The organism is Ferroplasma sp. (assembly GCF_037442045.1).
GTDB lineage: Archaea > Thermoplasmatota > Thermoplasmata > Thermoplasmatales > Thermoplasmataceae > Ferroplasma.
This window is the reverse complement of record NZ_JBBIRC010000009.1, coordinates 16,130-36,817: the sequence shown is the minus strand read 5'-3', so window position 1 is coordinate 36,817 and position 20,688 is coordinate 16,130. Positions and strand designations below refer to the sequence as shown.

Below are 20,688 nucleotides of genomic sequence, written 5' to 3'. Positions count from 1 at the left end.
AAAAATAAAGAATAAATTTATTAATACATAACTATTATAATTTGATGAAAATTACAGATTCTGTTGAAAGAATTGATAAAACCATGGCCAATTCTTATTTAGCTTTTATAAATGGAATGTACATTATCGTTGATTCGGGTACTCCGGGTTCCGGCAAAAAAATAATTAATTATTTGGAAGAAAATAAAATTAAGCCCGATGCTGTTTTAATAACACATTATCATGTTGACCATACAGGTGGACTTTATAATCTATATGAAAAGTATAAAATGGAAATTTATGTTCCAATAAATGAAGAATCCATTATTTCAGGCCTTGAAAGTGTGCCTTTAAAGCCATTCCTGCCAAAGCTGGCATCTACAATAATGCATGCAAAAAGGGTGAAAGATTTGAAGCCATTATCTGAAATGGACATTAAGGGAATAGAGATATTAAAAACTCCAGGGCATACAAAGGATTCAACTTCGTATTTACTTAAAAACGAAAAAATTTTATTCTCAGGTGATGCTGCTGTGGAACTAAAACGGAAACCCGGATACAATAAAATGTTTTCCGCAGACCAACAACAGGCTGCTCAATCCATTAAAGGCATAGTGGGAATGAAATCCTTAATTCTGCCGGGCCATGGCAATATCATGGACTTTCGTGACTGACTCTAAGCTTTTATATATTTAATGCATTACATATTATGGAAGAAATTAGCCCGGGACTTGAAAACGTTTACATAAAGTATACAGAACTCACATATATTGACGGCAATAATGGGATTATGCGTTACAGAGGCTATGATATTAACGAACTGGCGCAAAAGTCATCATTTGAAAAAGTTTCATATTTGATGCTTTTTGGAAAATTTCCTGATGAAGCTGAATTAAAGGCATTTAAGAGCTCAATAAATAAAAATCTTGCACTTCCTGATTACCTGAAAGATATATTGAGATCGCTTCCAGAAAAATCCGACTCGCTTGGGATACTCCAAACTCTTTTATCAGCAAAAGCTTCAGAGGAAGGAAATTATAAATATGACAGGGAAAATGATATTGTAAAAATTCCCGAAATTCTTGGCAATGTACTTTCTATGGTTGCAAATATATACAGGCTCAAATCTGGAAATAACATAATAGATCCTGAACCCGGTGATAGCTATGCAGAAACATTTCTTAAGGCCTGTTTTGGTTCAACTGATAAGGACAGCATAAAATCCATGGATTCAGCACTGATTCTTTATATGGATCATGAAATACCTGCATCCACAACAGCTGCACTTGTTACAGCATCTACACTTTCAGATATGTATTCTTCACTTGCTGCAGCAATCGCAGCCCTGCGGGGACCATTGCATGGTGGAGCAGCAGAGGGTGCTTACCGGCAGTTTCTTGAAATCGGCAGTCCAGAAAATGTGAATGAATGGTTCAAGAATAATATTTTAAGCGGAAATAAAAGGCTTGTTGGGTTCGGCCATAGAGTGTACAGAACTTATGACCCAAGATTGAAAACATTCAAAAAATATGCTGATATACTTTCAAAAACAGAAGAGCAAAAAAATATTCTTGAAATAGCCAGGAAACTGGAAGAAGCTGGAGTCAATGCATTTGGCAAAAAAGGAATTTATACAAATACTGATTTTTATTCCGGAATCGTCTTCAATGCAATGGGTTTTCCAGTAGATATGTTTACAACATTATTCGGCCTTTCCAGAATATCAGGAATACTTGCACATATAACAGAGTACGTTGAGACACAGGAGAGGCTCATAAGGCCAAGGGCAATATACAGGGGAGAAAAAGAAAGGAAATATCCTGAATAATTTTACATTTTTTGTGCAAGGTCTGTTACATAACCGAAATCAAGCAATCCAAAATCCTCGGTTATGCCATATGCCCTGAATCTTTTTGACACATTTTTAAGCACAGGTGTGAAGTGTTCATTATTAAGCAATGAATCGGAAACATCAGTTCCAGAAGAGAAAAAACTCATTGCTGGAGTAATAAGTACTTTATCATCATTATTATAAACAAATGCAGGAATCTTGAATACGCTTCCAATTTCATCCCTTAATACTATTGAAGGATGTTCATGCCCCAGTATTGTCAATTTTCTGAATGACATATCCTTATCTCCGTGGTATATGTAATATTTATCGGTTTCATAATAATCATATAATTCAATCCCATTGGATTTCAATATAGTCATAAGGTAATTATCATGGTTTCCCCTTATGAATATTAATTCTGAATCTTTTCTGTACCGTTCTATAAAATGATTTATGTCATCCCACTCCATTGGCAGATTCCTGGAAAATTCCTGCTTGAAATCCCCATTAATAATTATTTTTGAAGGCGAATAACGTTCCATTATCTGGTCAAGCATTTTTTCTATATGCTTGCTCTGCAATTTGGGCAAAAATAAGCCATGAAGATTCATCTCTTCTTCAAAGCCAAGATGAAGATCGGATATTACAACAGCTGATATATCCTGCAGATAAACGCAATACAGGTCTGATATGAAAACGTCTTTTATAATCTGAATATCTCTCAATTTATTCATTTATAGAAAATAAAGTATTAATCTTTGCTGTAACAATATTAAACTTTAATTCTTATACTAATCAAAAAACCATATATTATCATGACTACTTGCAGTAGCCCAAATTTTACTCATTATCAATAAATAATTATATTTTAATCTGTGTTCGTTAGTAAACAATGTGAACAGGGTATATTTAATTTACAAGTTTTTGTATCCATATCTAAAAATTGTGCAATGTTAGATTCTTTTTATGGAATAATTATTATATCCTGAATTTAGTTCCTATATAAACATTATAATATAGAAAAAAGAGTTCATGGGAAGAAGCAGTATACCACTATAATTATAAGAGAAGACATAAATTATTATCTGGAGATAAAAGACCTCAGTAACCTATAGATAATGAAGAAATAGAAAAAGTAAATTAGCAATAAATATACTAAGGAACTCATTTCAGGATTTCACAAATTCACAAGTTCTGTTATTTTTATGGCATTGTTTATAGGTGGATATGTAGGCCTTATACGAAAGAAAACCTGGGATAGGGCAATGAAATTAAGGGATGAACTTGCACTGGCCTCTGAATCAACTGTTAAATGAGTGAAATTTAATGCTTAACATGGATTTTATTCTATAATTACAGGATGTATACCTCATTTAGATTACATTAAATAAAAATACTATGAAACTATTTTCTTTTATTATATTTTAATACATGATAAATTTTTATTGAATGTGGAATAACCTTACAATGATATTTATAAAATTCAAAAATATCGTTAAAATTCTAATTATTGTTATAATTCAAAAGGACAAATATTTATGGCAAATGGGCATTCCTTTATATGGTATCATCAAGGGTTAACGATATAAATGAATCAGCCACTGTCAGTATGTCCAATAAGGCTGCTGAGTTAAAAGCAGCCGGCAAGACAATTTACAGTTTTGGAATAGGAGAACCTGATTTTACAACTCCAAAAGAGATAATAGATTATGCGTTCAATGAAGCAATAAATGGAAAAACACATTATACCCCTTCCGCAGGTGTAATGGAATTAAGGAAAAAAATCGCTGAAAAAATGAAGAAAAAAAATAATATTGATGTTACGGCTTCTAATGTGCTGGTTACACCAACAAAATTTTCACTGAGCCTGTCATTATATTCAATAATAGATCCAGGTGATGAAGTCCTTCTCCCTGCACCATATTACGTATCATATCCAGATATAATAAAGCTCAATGGAGGGAAACTAATTACTGTGCCCACCGATGACAAATATGAATTTGATTTTGATAAGATGCAAAAGTATGTATCACCAAAAACAAAAGTCTTTATGTTAAACAATCCGGTTAACCCAACAGGCAAAGTTTATTCAGAAAAATCATTAAGGCAATTATCGGATTTTATTATTGAAAATAATTTATACTTGTTATCGGATGAAATTTATGAGGATTTAATATACAAAGGCAAAATGTTTTCTCCAGGTTCTATAGAGGAAATGAAAGAAAGAACTGTTACACTTAGCGGTTTCTCAAAAAGCTATGCGATGACAGGCTGGAGAATAGGATATATGGTTGGGCCTGAAGATATTATAAAGGCTTCGAATAAGGTTCAACAGCAAACTCTTACATGTGCGCCTTCCATATCACAGTACGGGGCAATAAAGGCACTTGATGATGAACAGAGCATTGAAAGAATGAAAAGCGAATTCTCAAAAAGAAGAGAACTTGCAGTATCTATGCTTAAAGAAATTGATGGCTTATCATTCTACGAACCTGAAGGTGCTTTTTATGTATTTCCGGGATATTCTGCTAAAAAAGGAGACGAGGCAGTTTCCATGGAGCTTCTTGAAAAACAAAATGTTATTGTAACGCCGGGAACACCATTTGGTGCAGAGAATCATTTCAGAATTTCTTATGCTACTTCTACAGATGTTATAAAAGAAGGCATAACAAGGATTGGAAAATATTTTAAAAATCTAGATTAATATTAACCTAAGCAAATATTTATATATTGCTTAATCTATATCTTTTTATGGGAAAATTAACTGCTATCATAGTAGGTTATATATCAATTACCTTTGCGGCATATGTAGTTTTATCTATTGCCTATGCTCCACTAATTGCCTGGCTCGGGCCTTATTTTGGTTATAGGTTTCCATTTATTCTGGGGCTCATTTACCTTGAAGTAGGATCTCCTCTAAAGAATACTGTTATACTGGAAACATGGATTATAATTGGATTAATCGTTGGTATTTCGGCAAGAAAAGGCCTTCGTGCCTGGGGAGCTGCAAGCCTAACATGGACACTGACGACACTTACGCTTATTATTTCAGCACTTGCAATTGTTGGAATTTCAATATTTAACCTTTCCAATATTTCTGCGTTTGGTGGCAATGCTTCAAATATAGCATCTACAGTTATTGCAGCAACTGCTTTTGTCCCATATGGAACAAATTTCGCTACAATAGCAATGGAACCTGTGCTCAGGACATTAATTCCGTATTTGTCTTCTAGCTTAATTTCAGGTTCTTCACCTGCTGCTAATGCAGAGAGTGGTTTAATAGCAATAGGGATGCACGCATTTGAAAATTATATTATATTTGTGGCAACTGCTATAATTTCTGGATATATTATGCATAGAATTCTTTATGGAAAAAAGAAAAGCCATAAAAAGGCAGTGGCAGCAGCATTATCATTATTTATCGCAGTAATATTCATCGCAATGGCATTTTCTTCCGGTATTGCGGCACCGTCAACTGCACAAGAATCACAATCTTCTGGAGGTCAGGCAATGCCCCCTATTGCATCCGATATCGTTTTCCCATTTTCAATATCTAATGGCACTATTCAACCTGATGCGAACAACGGAATAACTGCTTCACCAAATCAGGGCGCATTAAGCCTCATAACTCCACAGGGAAATTTATATAACTTATTTGCCATGGAATCAGAAAATAATTCTATATGGTCTGGACATGGGCTTATGCTTGGTACTTTTGTAGCTTCAGCAAATATAACCACTGTCCTTGAAAAAGAATATGGCCTTAATTATGGTAACCTTGGTGGCTTTATGCCACAAAACATACTTTTGTTAGCATATAATGGAACGGGCCATTCAACTCAGGCATCAAATACAGCAGCTTCTATCGGTAAGACCATGAACACAAATTTTACTTCAATTATAACTTTAAAAGATATTAGATTTTCTGGATATAATGTAAGTGTTTACCTTTACTCCTCTACTGCATCACAATCCCAACTTAAATCAGATTTTATGTATGCCTTCAATAGCAATAATGGAACTATATCTGCAATATTTTCAAAGGATGAGAGTTCAACACATTACAATTCATACGCAATGGCAAGCGGATATCTAAATGGTTCAATAGCCAATAAATTGGGCATTGGATTACATTTTTCTAATCTTCAGTTTACAGCTGGTCTATTTGAATATACCCAGTATTTTCATTCCTCAGGAGACCACCATAATTATAATTTATCACAATTGATGGATTATAATAAAAAAATAGATTTTGGTACATCATCGGGAATGTCTTTAATAGGAATTGGATACAATAACCATACCGGCAATTTCGGTTCAATTTCAAAATATAATTTTACAGTGTATACAAATAATAAAACACTTACAGAAAAGACACCATTAAACACAACAGGTTCAATTATTATAACCAAAACAACTGAATTTGCTCCATCTTCCATTAATGTGTCCTTTAATGCAGTATTTCCAGCATGCCTTCAATACAGCACTTCTATAGATAGGCTCTCACATAATACAGTTAAAATTACAGTTCATATTAAGAACAATGATACAGGATACATTACAGATTTTAATGCGTCACAATCGGCTTTTGTAAACCATTATGTAAAATATAAAGCTGCCACTTTCGTGTCCGGTAATTATGATGAATCCAATATAACTCTTGCTCCAGGACATTATGCTAATTTTACATATACACTAACCCTGAATGGTTCCGGTATATATGTGATTCCTTATACAAATATATCATACAATTTCCAGGGAAAAGCATTTTCATTCCAGACAAACGCTTCATATATAGTTCAAAATAAGCCAGGCTATCTGCATGCGATGAATTCAATGATTAACAGCGAGGCTTCGCACTACACTGTTCTTGGAAAAACTATTACAACTATAGAGGGTTTTGAAATAACGCTGGTAGATTTAATACTCGTTCTTATTCTTCTTATGGACATCTTCATTGAAATTAAGGGACTCAAGAAATTCATCAGGTCTCGCCGTTAAAACAATGAAAAATAATTTTATTAAAGAAAGTAATATAAATAATTATAATTGTAATAATTTTGAAGATTTCCAGATATGAACAGTAAAATCAATAGGAATTAATAGGATGCAATGCTGGTTATTAACCGGTAGAAAAAGTAAGAGTGTTACCATTCCAAATTAATTGTATCATAACAGCTATGCATTCTGATGGCAAATATGTAAAATAATATATAAAATATAATTATTATTTCTCTAAAAAAATTGATATTATTGTTATAAAAGCTCTATTTTTCTCCAGACAATGATCGGGCATAGTCAGCTAATACAGGTATGTCTGCATCCTGCCCTTTTGATGCTTTATATCCTGTATACATTCCGTATATCCATAAAAGAGTCAGCAATAAATAAAACACTCCAGATATGGCAAGATAGAGATTTAAAGTAGCAGCAGATGTAGTTATAACAACATTGCTGATAATATTAAAAATGATGCCCAAAATCAAGAAAGCAATTCCAAGAAGAATTGCCTGGACACTCTGAAATTTAAGCTTTTTATCAGTGTTAGCATACATGAAATATACAACCACGCCAGTAATAATCGGAATTAGGTATGCTACCAGAAACATTACATTATTTTCTTTATTTTCCATTATATGGTATAAGACCGATATATATAATATTTTTCTTGGATGTCTGACAATTTTAGTAATATATTATAGCTGTGGCGCTTATTTTAATCGTAATTAAGGTTATTTCCCATATATAGCAAATATAATAATGCAAAAAACATTTTTTTGTCAGACGGCTTTTAACTACATCATATCCTGTAATGCATTCACAAATTACTTTATTAATTAAACATTCAGTATAATAATACTTATTAAGGCGTATAGCATTTATTGGCGTGAAAGAATTTCTGATTATATATCTTGCTTTATTTTCCGTTACAATTATTTCATTTGTTTATTATATATTAAATGCATATTATTCAACTTACTATAAAAAAGGAGAAACAGTTTCGGATATCGAACCTTCACAGGCTACTATTATAATGCCGGTTTACAATGAAGATGTTGAAATATTTAAAAAGGCAATAATATCATTGAAGTTTCAGGCTACCAGCTTCATAGTTGTAGGCGATTCCAGCTTAGAGCCGTATAAAAGCATAACAGAACAGAATGGTGGTAAATTTATTTATTTACCAAAAAACGGTGGTAAAAAAAATGCCCTTGTACAGGGAATAAAGGAAGTAAATACAAAATATGTTATGTTTGTTGACAGTGATACAATTATTCCTGGAAACACTTTAAAAAGCATGCTTACATATTTTTCTTCTGGAATTGCAGGGGTTGGAGTAAATATAGAAATAAAAAGCGATGGCACTTCGGTATCATATGCCTCAGAATTTATAGAAAGGCTTACAGAAATGATATCTAAATCTATGTCAAGGCATGGCAATGTATATGTTCTGGATGGAAGGTGCGCAATCTATAAAACTGATGTAATCAAACCATTCATGCTTTCCGATGAGTTCCTCAATAAAAAAATACTGGGTAAAAAAGTTGTTCTTGGCGATGATATGCAACTTACAAGTTACCTGATTAAAAACAAATACAAAATGGTAAAGGATTATGACATAACGGTTGAAACAGAACCACAAAAAGGAGTCAAGAAATTCCTTAATCAGCAGATCAGATGGTCAAGAAGGGGGTGGTACTTTTTCTTCAAAAATATTAGCGATGGCACTACTAAAAATGGCGGCAAATTTTATACTTTTGAAATGTTGTATATGTATCTGATACCTATAATTGGATTTACCTTGTTGATATTTCGCGGGATGTTTTTTATGAAATTTCTTGGACACCTTGATTATTTAACTGTAACCAGATTAAATGATTTTTTTATTTACCATTTTTTCAAAATTAGCCCTCGCCATTATTTTGGAGCTTTAATAAATAGTATAATGTATGCTCTTGGTACAATAGGTGACAGTATATTTATCGGTGCTATAATGCTCAGGATTCCTAAAAACAGGATCAGGACACTTGTTTATGGGGCAATTGGCCTTGGCATACTGTTCTTTGTTAATATTTATGGGCTCCTTACATTCTGGAAACAATCAAAATGGTTAACAAGATAAAATATAATATTACAAATCTAATCTAATAAATTATTTTTAGTAAGGTTTTTTATAGATCATTCTTCTGCTCAATTCGGTTATTGAATTAAATCCCGATAGTGCCATTTGAAGGTCCAATTCTGCTTTTAATTCATTCATATACCGTTCTATTCCCCTCTGGCCTGCAACTGCCATAGCATAGCAATACGGCCTGCCGATAAGTATTCCATCGGCACCAAGGGCAAGTGCTTTCATTGCATCAGAACCGTGCCTTATCCCGCTGTCAAATAATACAGTGCAATTTATACCTCCATTTTGTGTAATTTCATCAAGTGCTTCCAGTGATGATATGGCGCCATCTACCTGCCTGCCCCCGTGATTTGAAATAATTACTCCATCTGCGCCATAACTTACAGCTGCATTTGCATCTTCTATTGATGATATTCCTTTAACCAGAACAGGCAGTCTGGTCCACTGCCTTATTTTTTTGAAACCGTTCCATGTAAATGATGGATTAACGTATACCATAAGAAATTCCTCTATTGCAGCGTTCATATTGTCTTCTGGCCTTTCATCCAGCCTTTTTAAAAACTCAGGATCGGTTAAAAAGTTTGCAATTCCTTCTCCCTGCAGAAATGGGAGATACGCATTTTTAAGATCCTGCTCCCTCCATCCAAGCATGGTGGTGTCAACGGTCACAACTATGGCATTGTATCCAGATCTTTCAGCCCTTTTTACCATGCTTTTCATAACATTTTCATCCCTACCAGGATAAAGCTGGAACCATTTATCACTATCAGGATATGTTTTTGCTATTTCTTCAATGCTTACAGAAGAAACGGTGCTTAATATATACGGCATGTTTAATGATGCAGCTGCTCCAGCACTTGCATATTCTGCATCCTTATGAATTATTGACTGGACTCCAATGGGTGCAATTATAAATGGGGAATCATATTTTTTGCCAAATAATGTAATTGACTGATTTCGATCATCCACATCATGGAGATACCGTGGCCTTATTCTGTATCTGGAAAAAGCCCTTATGTTCTCTCTCATAGTATCTTCACTGCCTGCTGCACCTTCAATATATCCCCATGGGCCATCTTTTAGAAGTTTTCTTGCTTCAGAGCGCCATGATTCCAGAGAGATAGGCATATCTGAATCGCTATCTGTTTTAGTATAAACTTTTAATTGAAAATCTATTCCAAACTGTGTCATAATTATCAATTTTACAGTCAAAATATCTATTTAAAGTTGGTGAAATTCCAATTAAAATAATGTCTTATATCTTTCGTTTGCCTCATATTCCCATTCATCTTTTTCCAGTGTGCATATAACATTATTTTCCCTGCACAGAACTTTAATTGATGCTACCATACCATTCCACCATAAATCGTCGGTTTTTATATAATGTGTATTTGACATATAGGGAATAGTTCCTTTAAAATCCTGATAAGAATCGTATATTATCCTTATTTCATTTTTGCCACAGAATTCAATTATTTTAGAAATGCCTTCAATATCATCATTAACTCCATGCACTATTGGCCCCAGGTAAAGCCATGAATTTATTTCATTATCCTTTAATTTTTTAAGTGCCTGCAGGCGTTTATACGGATCAGGGGCATGTGGTTCAAGCAAGTTAGAAATTCTTTTATCCAGTGCAGTAACAGTAATTCCTGCATCAAGATTTTTTTTATATTTTTTAAGGATTTCAATATCCTTTAAAATTAAAGGGGATTTCGTCTGCAATGTTATGTAAAATCCATTTTTTGCCAGTATCTCTATTGCTTGCGGAATAATCCGGTATTTCATTTCTGCTGCCTGATATGGATCTGTAATTGTTGATATTCCAACTATGCCCTTTCTGTACGTTCTGGCTTCCCTTTGGAGCAAAGGTATAATGTTATTACGGACATAAACTATATTTCCCCAATCATTTGCAGTTTCATTCGGTGACATGTCTATAGCATAGCAGTACCTGCACCCATGAAAGCATCCTAAATAAGGATTAAATGCATAATTCAGTTCTGCCATTCCGGATTTTCCCAGTGCATGTTGAGCATTTATCTCCATAATTTTCATTTTATTTACCATAATTAATAATTATCAAGGTTAGAAACCAGATATTTCATATTGTTTGATTTTGCTTTCCATCTTTTGATATCCACTTTTGTAAACTTTGAGACGTAGTTTATTGCATTATTTAAATTATCAAATTTTACAGGTTTTCCATTAAAAAGTTCACGTACATTTTCTCTTACAAACCAGACTCCTACAGGAATATTAAATCCCGGGTATATTTCACGCCATAGCATTGCGGATCCTGTTCTCTTTAATTTTTTGTATTTCTCAGCAACTCCAAGCCGGGATGAATAATAGCATCCGCCGATTTCCGGATAAGTTTTTCTTCCATAATATCCTTCATAATCAAGCTCAACTTCAACTGCATCGCCAAAACTATTCCATGTGCTTCCAGGGAACCATGATTCTCCCCATTCAAACATCCACTGCCCGGGTGAGAGCACTGCAATGAAGAGATTGCCGCTGGTTTCTCTTATATAAACCTGAAATTCATCTATTTCCTGATAATCCTTAATTTCATCAACAAGTTTATCTGATATTGCCTTGTCTGTTGCTGTAATTGACCATCTTGTTGGAACTATTTTCCTCTTTTTGCCTGTGCCAAGTGAGCCGGAGCTCAGTGCCTTTGAAATATTATTTATTCCCATTCCCTTTTCATAGAGGTTTATTATTCCATTTCCTGCCTTTAAATCCTTATCATAATATATTTTTTCAATTCTATTGTCTATATGGTAATTCCCAAACTTTATGCTCTTTAAAGGAGATGATGGTCCCATTGGTGTGATGTTTTCATCAAGCATTATATCGTTTTTGAATGACTTTTCAACAGTCATTTCAACATCAACAGGATTGGAAGATAAAGAACTGATCTGTATTTCCTGCAATCTGTAATCCGGATCTGAAGCTTTTGATGCTTCAATTTTAATGCCTCCCCTTAAAAGGGATAACCTGTTTGATAAAAAATCATTTAAATTCTGTGAAAGCCATTGTGATTCATCCTCTATGTAAGAAGTATCTCCAGTAAAGGGAGGTGTAGCAGGATATATGTTAATTTTAGGATATCCGTATCTCCCCACAAACAGAGAAGGAGGAGAAGATCCTGATATTGAATTTCCTTTGAATGTGTATACCTTTTTTACCTTATCAACGATTGAGACAGGGCAGTAAGATAGGCCGCAGAGCATTTTCCCTCCACGGCATTTTAAGCATAATGAAGGCGGAATTCTAACAGGAATTTTTGCCATAAGTTATATTAATTATATTATAGATATTAACCTTTCTAAGGAATGCGTTTTTGCAAAAGTTAAAAAATGAAATTAATTTAAGTCATGAAAGCTGAATTTCAACAACACATTTATTATCCCCATCAGGAAAATTTTCAATTAATTTAAATGTGTCATTTAGAGATTCAGTAAGAATTGATTTTTCCAGTGAACCGCATACCATGTCTTTATTATTTTTTGCAAGTTCATAAAAAATACAGTTATGCCGGATTATTTTCACCGAATTCTCACTGATTTCCATCTTCGCATAATAGCCAAGCTTATTGAGTATATTCACATATTCGCTAATTTTTTCCAGCTTTTCTTCCCTGTTAAGGGACATAAGAGACATACTGTCGGAAGATACTCCCTTAATCATATCTTCTGCTATTTTCATCAAAATGGTGTTGAGTTTTGCACTTCCAAATTCCTTTTCAATTTCTTTTAATAGCATGGATGAAAAATTTATGTATTGCTTCGGAAATATTTCCATGCCTTTTTCAGTAAGTTTATAAAATTTCTTGGGCCTGCCCGCCTTGGCTCTAACGAAATAAGAGGCTACGAGTCCATGGTTTTCAAGATAATTTATATGTTCATTAACTGCATTTTTATTTACATTCATAATGCCTGATAGCTGATCAAGCGTTTTATCATCATATAATAGGGAACTGAGTATAGTGCTTTTACTATTGCCCAGGTAATCGTTTACTAATTCTTCCATTTAACCACAATTATATATTCAATTGTAATATTTATACTTATATGTACTTTAGTTACTTTATACATAATAAAATGTTTAAATACCTATTTGTAATGAAACTATAATGACAAATACAGTACTTGAAATTGAAGACCTCAAAGCACAGGTAGAAGGAAAAGAAATTCTAAAAGGAATAAACCTTACTATCAAATCAGGAGAAATTCATGCATTAATGGGCCCTAATGGAGCTGGTAAAAGTACCCTTGGCGAGGTGCTTATTGGTCATCCAAATTATGAGGTTACTGGCGGTAAAATTCTGATAAATGGAAAAGATATTACATATGCAGCTCCGGAAGACAGAGCAAAAGCAGGATTATTTCTTGCATTCCAAAATCCTATAACAGTTAGTGGTGTTAAAATATCCACATTTTTAAGAATGGCTTATAATAACCTATATCCAGAACCAAAAATGCCGCTAAAGGACTTCTTTAACATGGTTAAAACAGTCATGAAGGACGTTGACATGGATGAATCCTTTATTTCAAGATCAATAAATGACGGCTTTTCTGGCGGTGAAAGGAAACGCTTTGAAGTACTTCAGATGATAATATTAAAACCAAAAATTGTAATATTAGATGAAATTGATTCGGGCCTTGATGTTGATGCATTGAAGCTTGTCTCAGCAGAAATAAAGAAAATGTACAGTGAAAATGTTGGGTTTTTGATAATAACACACTATCAGAGAATATTAAAGGATATAATTCCTGAATTTGTACATGTATTGAAAGACGGAAAAATAGTTATGAATGGCAATAGCGAAATATCTGCTAAAATAGAAGATGAAGGGTACGACTGGATAAAGGAGTGATAAAAATGGAAGATTACAACAAAGATGAAGAAATAGAGAAACTTACAGAAAGTTTAAAGCATAACAAGAAGTCTGATTTTGAATTCCATGACAGGAATAATCCTGTATATTCCACAGGAACTGGATTGAGTAAGAAAACAGTGGAGGAAATATCAGATATAAAGCATGAACCGGACTGGATGAAAAGAAGCAGATTAAAGGCTTTAGAAATATTTCTATCAAAACCGATGCCCACATGGGGACCTGACCTTTCTGGCATAAACTTTGATGAACTTACATATTATTCAAAACCTGGCGAAACAAAGACTAAAAACTGGGATGATGTGCCCGATACAATAAAGGATACATTCAACAAACTTGGAATACCACAAATGGAGCAGAAATATCTGGCAGGATCTGTTGCACAGTACGACAGTGAAAGCGTATACGGAAGTTTAAGAAAAGAATGGGAAGATAAGGGAGTTATATTCACAGATCTGGATACAGCAGTTCAGGAACATCCTGACCTTGTGAAAGATTATTATTGCAAAGCAATACCGCCAAGCGACAATAAATTTGCTGCATTGAATGGGGCTGTATGGTCCGGAGGTTCATTCCTTTACGTTCCAAAAAACGTTATAATAGATATGCCATTGCAGACATATTTCAGGATGAATGGAGAACAGAGCGGGCAATTCGAACATACTATTGTTGTTGCAGATGAAGGCGCTAAAGTCCATTATATTGAGGGTTGCACAGCTCCAAAATATAACACAAGTTCATTGCATACAGCAATTGTAGAAATTTATGCAAGGAAAAACTCCGACGTAAAATATACAAGTGTCCAGAACTGGTCAGATAGTGTTTATAATCTTCCGGTGAAAAGGGCATGGGTAGATGAAAACGCACATATGGACTGGGTAACAGGCGAGCTTGGTTCTAAAGTAACAATGATATATCCATCATCCTATCTAAGAGGGAGAGGATCTTCAACATCAAATCTGCAGATAACACTGGCAACAAAGAACACATTTAAAGATGCAGGAGGAAAGGCAGTGCATCTTGCACCTGATACAACATCAAGAATTGTATCAAAATCTATAAGCCTTGACAATGGGCTCACTGCTTACAGAGGTTTGGTAAGAATGAATGAGGGCGCAAAACGTGCAAAAAGCCATGTCCAGTGTGATGCATTGCTGATAAACAGCGATTCAAAGAACTATACATATCCATATGATGAAATCTACGAACCAACTGCAGAGTTCAGCCATGAGGCAACTGTCGGAAAGATAGGGACAGACGAACTGACATACCTCAGATCCAGAGGCTTAAGTGAAGATGAAGCTTCGTCCATGATAGTTCTTGGATTTATGGATGACATAATGAAGGAAATACCCATGGAATTTGCAGTCGAAATGAACAGGCTTGTCAAGCTTGAAATGTCAAAAATGGGTGCTGTGGGATAAACCCATATTTCTTAAATTTTTAAAGTGATTATTATGATAGAGAAGTATTTAGAAACATTAAATGATAGATTCAAAAATTTCGATATAGAGTACAGAAAGCAGGCATATATTGATTATTTAAAGTATCCAGAACCAACGTACAGGGAAAGCCCCGATAAAAAGACATATGTAAACATTACTGATAAAGAACTTGAAAGAATGGCATATGGGGAATTGTCTGTTTCAATTAAGAAAGAAGAAAAGGTAAATGAAGATTATGATCTTATTGTTACAGATTCTGATTTTATTATTAAAAAAAATAGAAAAGATGTATACATATCAAATATGAAAGATGCCTTTGCACAGAAAAAGGATCTGTTCGAAAAATATGTTGATACAGAGATGGGTAAATACAACAGGGAATATCTAATTAATTTTTCCTATGAAAATGGATATTTTATATATGTTCCTGACAATACAAAAGCAGAATTGAAAATAGAATCGTTGCAGGATTCAAATGCTTCATTTACATTCAAAAATGTAATTATAGCAGGCAAAAATTCATCAGTAGAAATAACTGATTTTTACAATAAACACAATAATGGCAACGGTGTGCATGGAAGAAACATATACATATTTTGCCAGGAAAATTCTAACATTAAATATAACTATATCCAGGATGAGGGCAGTGATACAGTAAACATTACATATGTAAGGCCGGTGCTTTATGATAATGCAGAAATAAGAATCATAGATGTGAACACAGGGGCAAAGAAAGTATTTTACAACCATGAAAGCGAAATGCATGATAATACCACAATGAAATCATACGGCGTTAATGTTTCAAGAAATGATCAGGAAATGGACATCTGGGACTCCAGTTTGCAGTATGGAAAATATTCAAACTGCAACATTAACATTAAAGGTGTAGTATTTGACCGGAGCTCAACAATGCATCGGGGAAATATAGATATTGAGCCGGAAGGAATAAAATCATCTGGATTTTACGGTTCTGCAATAATTTTAATGTCAGATAGCGGAAAAGGAAACTCAAAACCAGCTCTTTTGATAAAAAACAACGATACAAAATCAAAGCATTCATCCTCCATATCCAGCATTGACCCTGAACAGATCTTCTATTTAAGATCCAGAGGCTTAAGTGAAGATGAAGCAAAAGATATGATTATAAACGGCTTCTTAGGCTATGTTGAAGAAATAACTGACAATGAATTTTTAAAGAAGATAATTAAGGATGTTTTGAGATTATAATTTTTATATTTTGTTGAATATATTATTTATAAAGGATAAAGTTTTATAACATTATGCAACTAAGGAATAAATGACAGAAACGTCAAATTCGAACGGAGAACTTAAAAGGCATTTGACTTTTAAGGATGTTTTCTTCCTTTCTTTCGGTGGCATGTCTCCGCTTTTAAGCATTCTTACATATGCTGCTTTTGTTATAACATTAGTCGGGCGGGATGCGCCAATTATAATGATAATTGGCATGTTTATTGTTCTAATAAATGGATTATCTGTAACACAATTGTCAAAAAGATTTTCATCGTCAGGGGGATACTATACATATGCATTTCAGGCATTATCTGCCAGAATAGGTTTTGATACAGGCTGGATGTATATATTTTATTCAATATTATATGCACTGGCATACCTTACAGGCTCTATCTTTATTATTACGGCAGTTCTAGGAATTTCAGAGTACTATGCATTTCTTCTTATTATGGTTCCATCAGTTACTTTTCTTATTGTTGGAATATCAATGTCCGCGAAATATGCCTTATATGCCGTGGCTATTGAAATATCATTAATGCTTATTATAGTATTTTTTTCATTTGTAATGACTGGAGGGGCAGCATATATACCCAATCCAGTTGCATATCATATATCTGCCGGGGACATTGCACTTGGCATACTATTTGCAATGGGTATTCCCACAGGTTATGGCTCAATAGCACCTGTATCTGGTGAAATTTCCAATCCAAAAAAGGTTGTTGGGAGAAGTGTGATATCTGTTATTCTTATAGGCGGCCTGCTTGCGACTTTAATGGTATATGCATTTGCAAATTTAATTTTGCAGAACCAAATTATAATATCAACATCCGATAAGCTTCCTGTTATATCAATAATACTGCATAATTTTGGAAAATATGGAATATACCTGTATTATGCTGCAGGCATAGCAGTTATCAATGATTCTATACTGGCTATACTCTCTTTTGGCTCAGCGGCGTCCAGAACATTTTTCAGGATGGGGTATGACAAATCATTTCCCTCAATTTTTGCAAAAAAAATTAAAGATAATCCAGTAGTTGCATCGGCATCTGTCAGTGCTATTATGGTAATCCTTCCATTGATTATCATGCATTATATCACTGTAGAAACCGCCTTTATCTTCCTGGGCACAGTAGCAGCCCTGGGCGGATTGTTTATTCATGTAAGTGCAAATTTTTCTTTAATACGTGTTGGTCTGCGCAGGGCAAGAAGGTTGATGTCCCGTACGGAAAAAGGAATTTTTGTGCGCTTAAAAGAGTTTAAGGAAGTTATACTGGCCCTTACTGGAGCTATTATCAGCTCGGTCGTTCTTGTTTATTCAGCATATTCCACCGTATCATGGTATACATCACTGTTTCTGGTATGGATCGTGGTAGGATTTATATTATCAGAAGTAAAAGCAATAACAATGAAAACATCGGATGATATGATGGATATCAGCAAGGAAGGAAAAATACTTGCTGAGAATTTGATGAATGTTAAAGTCATGGATGCAAGAATTCCGGGACTTGATATGATTGTTGGCATAAATGATCCATTAAGGTCAGCACTGGAAAAACTATTATCGAAAAATATTCCATATTCAATAGTTATAGATGAAAATATGAAACCTGTTGGCACATTATATGTAATAGACATACTATTGCTTCCAAAGGATGCAATAGACCGTGGAAAGGTAAATCAGATGCATCTTGAAAAAGTTGCAAATGTAAACATAAATGATGATGTAACCGATGCAGTCAGAGTGCTAAAGGAGAATAATGTTAACATATTATCAATTGTTGATGGAGCTGGGAAATGCACAGGCACAATAACAGAAAGAGAAGTCTTAATAAAACTGGCAAGCAATGATAAGCCAGTCGTAGATTAATTATTTTTTATATATAATCTATTAGCATTTCTGCAGTGATTATAGCGTTAAAATTGGATTCGATGAATTTTATCATATATTATACCAAAGACAGATTTATATCAAATAAAAGCAATACCCTATTGCTTCTTAAAATAAATAAATGCTTGATGTTTTGTTCAATAATAATTCAACTTTACACGGTACTTTATGAATATTTGCCTCTACTAATACGTTTAATTCACTCATTCTTTCAATTAGAATTTTTTTTTCAAAAGTTTCTTATTATTAAAGTATGTAAATGTAACATTGATATAAATTATTATATAAATTTCATTAATCATAATGTTTTTTCAATATTTTATTTATCCGAATTATGAATTTTTTTAGTAAGCAATTTAGCCAGATTAAATACAAATTAAAGAAAGTGTAAAACTCATGGTCTATCTTCTTAAGAGCTATACTGGATATGAAAATCTGATAGAACTTATCACTTGTCTTAACTGCTTTTTCCCTTATATCAGGGTAGTATTTTCCATATATTGCCTTTTTCTCATTTAATGATAATTTCTCAATCTTATTTTGTATAATCTATAAATTTAGATCAATATTGCAAAGTTCATCCATATATTGTTTTTGCTCATTTTCTGTGATTTCAAAAGCATTTATATTGTAATTAAAAATTCTATATAAAAATTCATTGATTTTCCTGTATCCATCAGTATTATTCTTCATATATTCTTGAGTTATTTGATTTATATTTTTCATCAATATGTATTTTCTCGAAATCTGGAAATTGCTCCTTCTATTGAAATTGGTAAATAATCTGCTATGGCAAATTCAACATCCAAAATATTGCATATCTATAATATTTATAATTTTTTCCTAGCGATTCCTCTAATTTTTGCTAATCGGTAAAAAATAGAAAATTTGAATAATAAACTTTCACGACAATATTATTTTAATTTCTCAATTTATAAATTCGATATTTTTTATTCTCTTGTCAGCTATTTTCATCCTATTCGCGTTCATCCGGTCATATTGTCTTGCTGTAAAAGTTCCAGGAAAATCTAATTTAGACTCCTTTTGTATAAGCGAAACCAGCGCATTTTCATTATTGTATATTTCCATTATTTTGTGATCTATTGCATAATAGTTTTTGGCGAATTTTGTTTTTAATAATATACGAGGATACATAACAGCGAGGAGCAATATAATAAATTGCACCAATAAAAAATATGGCGTATATTTGCCAGGAACATTCATATCAAATAGATACGTTACTGTGAATCCATCTATCAGGAGCATATAAAAGAGAAATATTCTATATACAATGCCTCCGTGCCCACTCATTGTTTTTTTATAGTAAAGCTCCAGCATCAGGGTATCAAGCTCCTCATCGCTCAGTTCTTCCATTGTACTTTCGAATATAATTATTTTAATTGGATCACTGGAATGCACTTCGCCAAAAGTAAAAGCCTTTTTTGGAGATATCCACACCTCAGGCGCGTTGCTACCAATTAAATTCTTTAATCTTTCTGATAATTTTTGGCTGTATTCTCCAGAAGGTTTAGAATCTTTTCCAGTTCTTAATTTTATGTATATTGGAAGAGACATAACTACAAGATTTAACGGTATTAGCAGAAGAAGAGTTACAGGAGTGTGTATATCTATGATTATAAAAACAGATTCAAGAAAAATATATGCCATTACAAAGACAAGGATGATGTATTTAGCTGCCCTTTTGTGCGAAAGTTTTAATTTTTTTAATATCTGGTAGGTAAATACAGCAGCTATCAGGACGGTCAAAATCAACGGTATTGCAAACAATATAATAAATTTATTTTGAAATGCATTAAAATAAAACAGCATCAATAGTATTGCGAGGTATATACTTAAGCTTAAAGCTATAATTGTTACAGTTTTATTTCTATTTATATTTATAATGGTAGCCATAAAATATGAATATTAATAAGCATATTAATTTTTGTTTGCTCTTTCTATTTTGATTTTACTGATATGAGTTTGCTACACCTTTACCTTTTCCTTCAGCCTCTTTTCTTGAAATTTTAAATTTGATATTTACAATTGTGCAGTGAATTTGAAGCGAGATTACCGGCAAAAATGGGTTATAATGCTGTTGATCTAAACGGAAGCATTTTGATTAATTAAGTGTTTTAATAGTTTTAGTTCTCTTTTCTCCTATTACTTGCCTCCTTTTGATTATTTTATTATACTGACGATTTATAAAGGCTCTGTGATAATCCATGTTATATTCCTTTTCTATCA

The 20,688-nt window shown here is 33.3% G+C and carries 16 protein-coding genes; 9 read left to right on the top strand and 7 right to left on the bottom strand.

Annotated features, from left to right (window positions below):
• Window positions 1–44 precede the first annotated feature (44 nt).
• Both WKI77_RS02315 and gltA read left to right on the top strand, forming a co-directional pair.
• Entirely contained in the window at window positions 45–653 is a 609-nt protein-coding gene (locus WKI77_RS02315) for an MBL fold metallo-hydrolase (RefSeq protein WP_337860221.1), read from the top strand.
• 35 nt (window positions 654–688) lie between these two features.
• Window positions 689–1,807, top strand: coding sequence for a citrate synthase (gene gltA / locus WKI77_RS02310; protein WP_337860220.1), 1,119 nt, complete (start codon window positions 689–691; stop codon window positions 1,805–1,807).
• A gap of 2 nt (window positions 1,808–1,809) precedes the next feature.
• Here gltA and WKI77_RS02305 read toward each other — a convergent pair whose 3' ends face one another.
• Window positions 1,810–2,547, bottom strand: coding sequence for a metallophosphoesterase (locus tag WKI77_RS02305; protein ID WP_337860219.1), 738 nt, complete (start codon window positions 2,545–2,547; stop codon window positions 1,810–1,812).
• 827 nt (window positions 2,548–3,374) lie between these two features.
• Between WKI77_RS02305 and WKI77_RS02300 the strand changes: the two genes are divergently transcribed.
• The gene (locus tag WKI77_RS02300) at window positions 3,375–4,517 is read left to right on the top strand and encodes a pyridoxal phosphate-dependent aminotransferase (RefSeq protein WP_337860218.1); all 1,143 of its coding nucleotides are present in this window, start codon (window positions 3,375–3,377) and stop codon (window positions 4,515–4,517) included.
• A gap of 47 nt (window positions 4,518–4,564) precedes the next feature.
• Window positions 4,565–6,814, top strand: coding sequence for a hypothetical protein (locus WKI77_RS02295; protein ID WP_337860217.1), 2,250 nt, complete (start codon window positions 4,565–4,567; stop codon window positions 6,812–6,814).
• Between the two features lie 266 nt (window positions 6,815–7,080).
• On the opposite strand, the gene WKI77_RS02290 is transcribed toward WKI77_RS02295, so the two are convergent.
• Entirely contained in the window at window positions 7,081–7,446 is a 366-nt protein-coding gene (locus tag WKI77_RS02290) for a hypothetical protein (RefSeq protein ID WP_337860216.1), read from the bottom strand.
• 254 nt (window positions 7,447–7,700) lie between these two features.
• On the opposite strand from WKI77_RS02290, the gene WKI77_RS02285 reads away from it, so the two are divergent.
• Entirely contained in the window at window positions 7,701–8,936 is a 1,236-nt protein-coding gene (locus WKI77_RS02285) for a glycosyltransferase (protein ID WP_337860215.1), read from the top strand.
• A 36-nt stretch (window positions 8,937–8,972) separates the two neighbouring features.
• Here the strand turns inward: WKI77_RS02285 and WKI77_RS02280 are convergent, their stop codons facing one another.
• The 4 genes from WKI77_RS02280 to WKI77_RS02265 form a co-directional block, all read right to left on the bottom strand.
• Window positions 8,973–10,136 (bottom strand): lactate 2-monooxygenase, encoded by a 1,164-nt coding sequence (locus tag WKI77_RS02280; RefSeq protein ID WP_337860214.1) that lies wholly within the window; start codon window positions 10,134–10,136, stop codon window positions 8,973–8,975.
• Window positions 10,137–10,187: 51 nt separating this feature from the next.
• Window positions 10,188–10,994, bottom strand: a complete 807-nt coding sequence (locus WKI77_RS02275; protein ID WP_337860213.1) for a radical SAM protein — start codon at window positions 10,992–10,994, stop codon at window positions 10,188–10,190.
• Window positions 10,995–11,017: 23 nt separating this feature from the next.
• Window positions 11,018–12,247: an Nre family DNA repair protein gene (locus tag WKI77_RS02270; RefSeq protein WP_337860212.1), complete on the bottom strand. Its 1,230-nt coding sequence runs from the start codon at window positions 12,245–12,247 to the stop codon at window positions 11,018–11,020.
• Window positions 12,248–12,329: 82 nt separating this feature from the next.
• Window positions 12,330–12,986: a helix-turn-helix transcriptional regulator gene (locus tag WKI77_RS02265; protein ID WP_337860211.1), complete on the bottom strand. Its 657-nt coding sequence runs from the start codon at window positions 12,984–12,986 to the stop codon at window positions 12,330–12,332.
• 103 nt (window positions 12,987–13,089) lie between these two features.
• Here WKI77_RS02265 and sufC point away from each other — a divergent pair, with 103 nt between their 5' ends.
• The 4 genes from sufC (at window position 13,090) to WKI77_RS02245 (ending at window position 18,420) form a co-directional block, all read left to right on the top strand.
• Window positions 13,090–13,833: a Fe-S cluster assembly ATPase SufC gene (gene sufC, locus WKI77_RS02260; RefSeq protein WP_337860210.1), complete on the top strand. Its 744-nt coding sequence runs from the start codon at window positions 13,090–13,092 to the stop codon at window positions 13,831–13,833.
• 5 nt (window positions 13,834–13,838) lie between these two features.
• Window positions 13,839–15,278, top strand: coding sequence for a Fe-S cluster assembly protein SufB (sufB, locus tag WKI77_RS02255; protein WP_337860209.1), 1,440 nt, complete (start codon window positions 13,839–13,841; stop codon window positions 15,276–15,278).
• Window positions 15,279–15,311: 33 nt separating this feature from the next.
• Window positions 15,312–16,526 (top strand): SufD family Fe-S cluster assembly protein, encoded by a 1,215-nt coding sequence (locus tag WKI77_RS02250; RefSeq protein ID WP_337860208.1) that lies wholly within the window; start codon window positions 15,312–15,314, stop codon window positions 16,524–16,526.
• Between the two features lie 70 nt (window positions 16,527–16,596).
• On the top strand, window positions 16,597–18,420 hold the full coding sequence (locus WKI77_RS02245) for an amino acid permease (protein ID WP_337860207.1): 1,824 nt from the start codon (window positions 16,597–16,599) through the stop codon (window positions 18,418–18,420).
• Window positions 18,421–19,368: 948 nt separating this feature from the next.
• Here WKI77_RS02245 and WKI77_RS02240 read toward each other — a convergent pair.
• The gene (locus tag WKI77_RS02240) at window positions 19,369–20,271 is read right to left on the bottom strand and encodes a hypothetical protein (protein ID WP_337860206.1); all 903 of its coding nucleotides are present in this window, start codon (window positions 20,269–20,271) and stop codon (window positions 19,369–19,371) included.
• Window positions 20,272–20,688: the final 417 nt, after the last annotated feature.

Coding starts and splice junctions, on each gene's coding strand:
- WKI77_RS02315 (WP_337860221.1), top strand. CDS start 45: ATGAAAATTACAGATTCTGTTGAAAGAATTGATAAAACCATGGCCAAT.
- gltA (WP_337860220.1), top strand. CDS start 689: ATGGAAGAAATTAGCCCGGGACTTGAAAACGTTTACATAAAGTATACA.
- WKI77_RS02305 (WP_337860219.1), bottom strand. CDS start 2,547: ATGAATAAATTGAGAGATATTCAGATTATAAAAGACGTTTTCATATCA.
- WKI77_RS02300 (WP_337860218.1), top strand. CDS start 3,375: ATGGTATCATCAAGGGTTAACGATATAAATGAATCAGCCACTGTCAGT.
- WKI77_RS02295 (WP_337860217.1), top strand. CDS start 4,565: ATGGGAAAATTAACTGCTATCATAGTAGGTTATATATCAATTACCTTT.
- WKI77_RS02290 (WP_337860216.1), bottom strand. CDS start 7,446: ATGGAAAATAAAGAAAATAATGTAATGTTTCTGGTAGCATACCTAATT.
- WKI77_RS02280 (WP_337860214.1), bottom strand. CDS start 10,136: ATGACACAGTTTGGAATAGATTTTCAATTAAAAGTTTATACTAAAACA.
- WKI77_RS02275 (WP_337860213.1), bottom strand. CDS start 10,994: ATGGAGATAAATGCTCAACATGCACTGGGAAAATCCGGAATGGCAGAA.
- WKI77_RS02270 (WP_337860212.1), bottom strand. CDS start 12,247: ATGGCAAAAATTCCTGTTAGAATTCCGCCTTCATTATGCTTAAAATGC.
- WKI77_RS02265 (WP_337860211.1), bottom strand. CDS start 12,986: ATGGAAGAATTAGTAAACGATTACCTGGGCAATAGTAAAAGCACTATA.
- sufC (WP_337860210.1), top strand. CDS start 13,090: ATGACAAATACAGTACTTGAAATTGAAGACCTCAAAGCACAGGTAGAA.
- sufB (WP_337860209.1), top strand. CDS start 13,839: ATGGAAGATTACAACAAAGATGAAGAAATAGAGAAACTTACAGAAAGT.
- WKI77_RS02250 (WP_337860208.1), top strand. CDS start 15,312: ATGATAGAGAAGTATTTAGAAACATTAAATGATAGATTCAAAAATTTC.
- WKI77_RS02245 (WP_337860207.1), top strand. CDS start 16,597: ATGACAGAAACGTCAAATTCGAACGGAGAACTTAAAAGGCATTTGACT.
- WKI77_RS02240 (WP_337860206.1), bottom strand. CDS start 20,271: ATGCTGTTTTATTTTAATGCATTTCAAAATAAATTTATTATATTGTTT.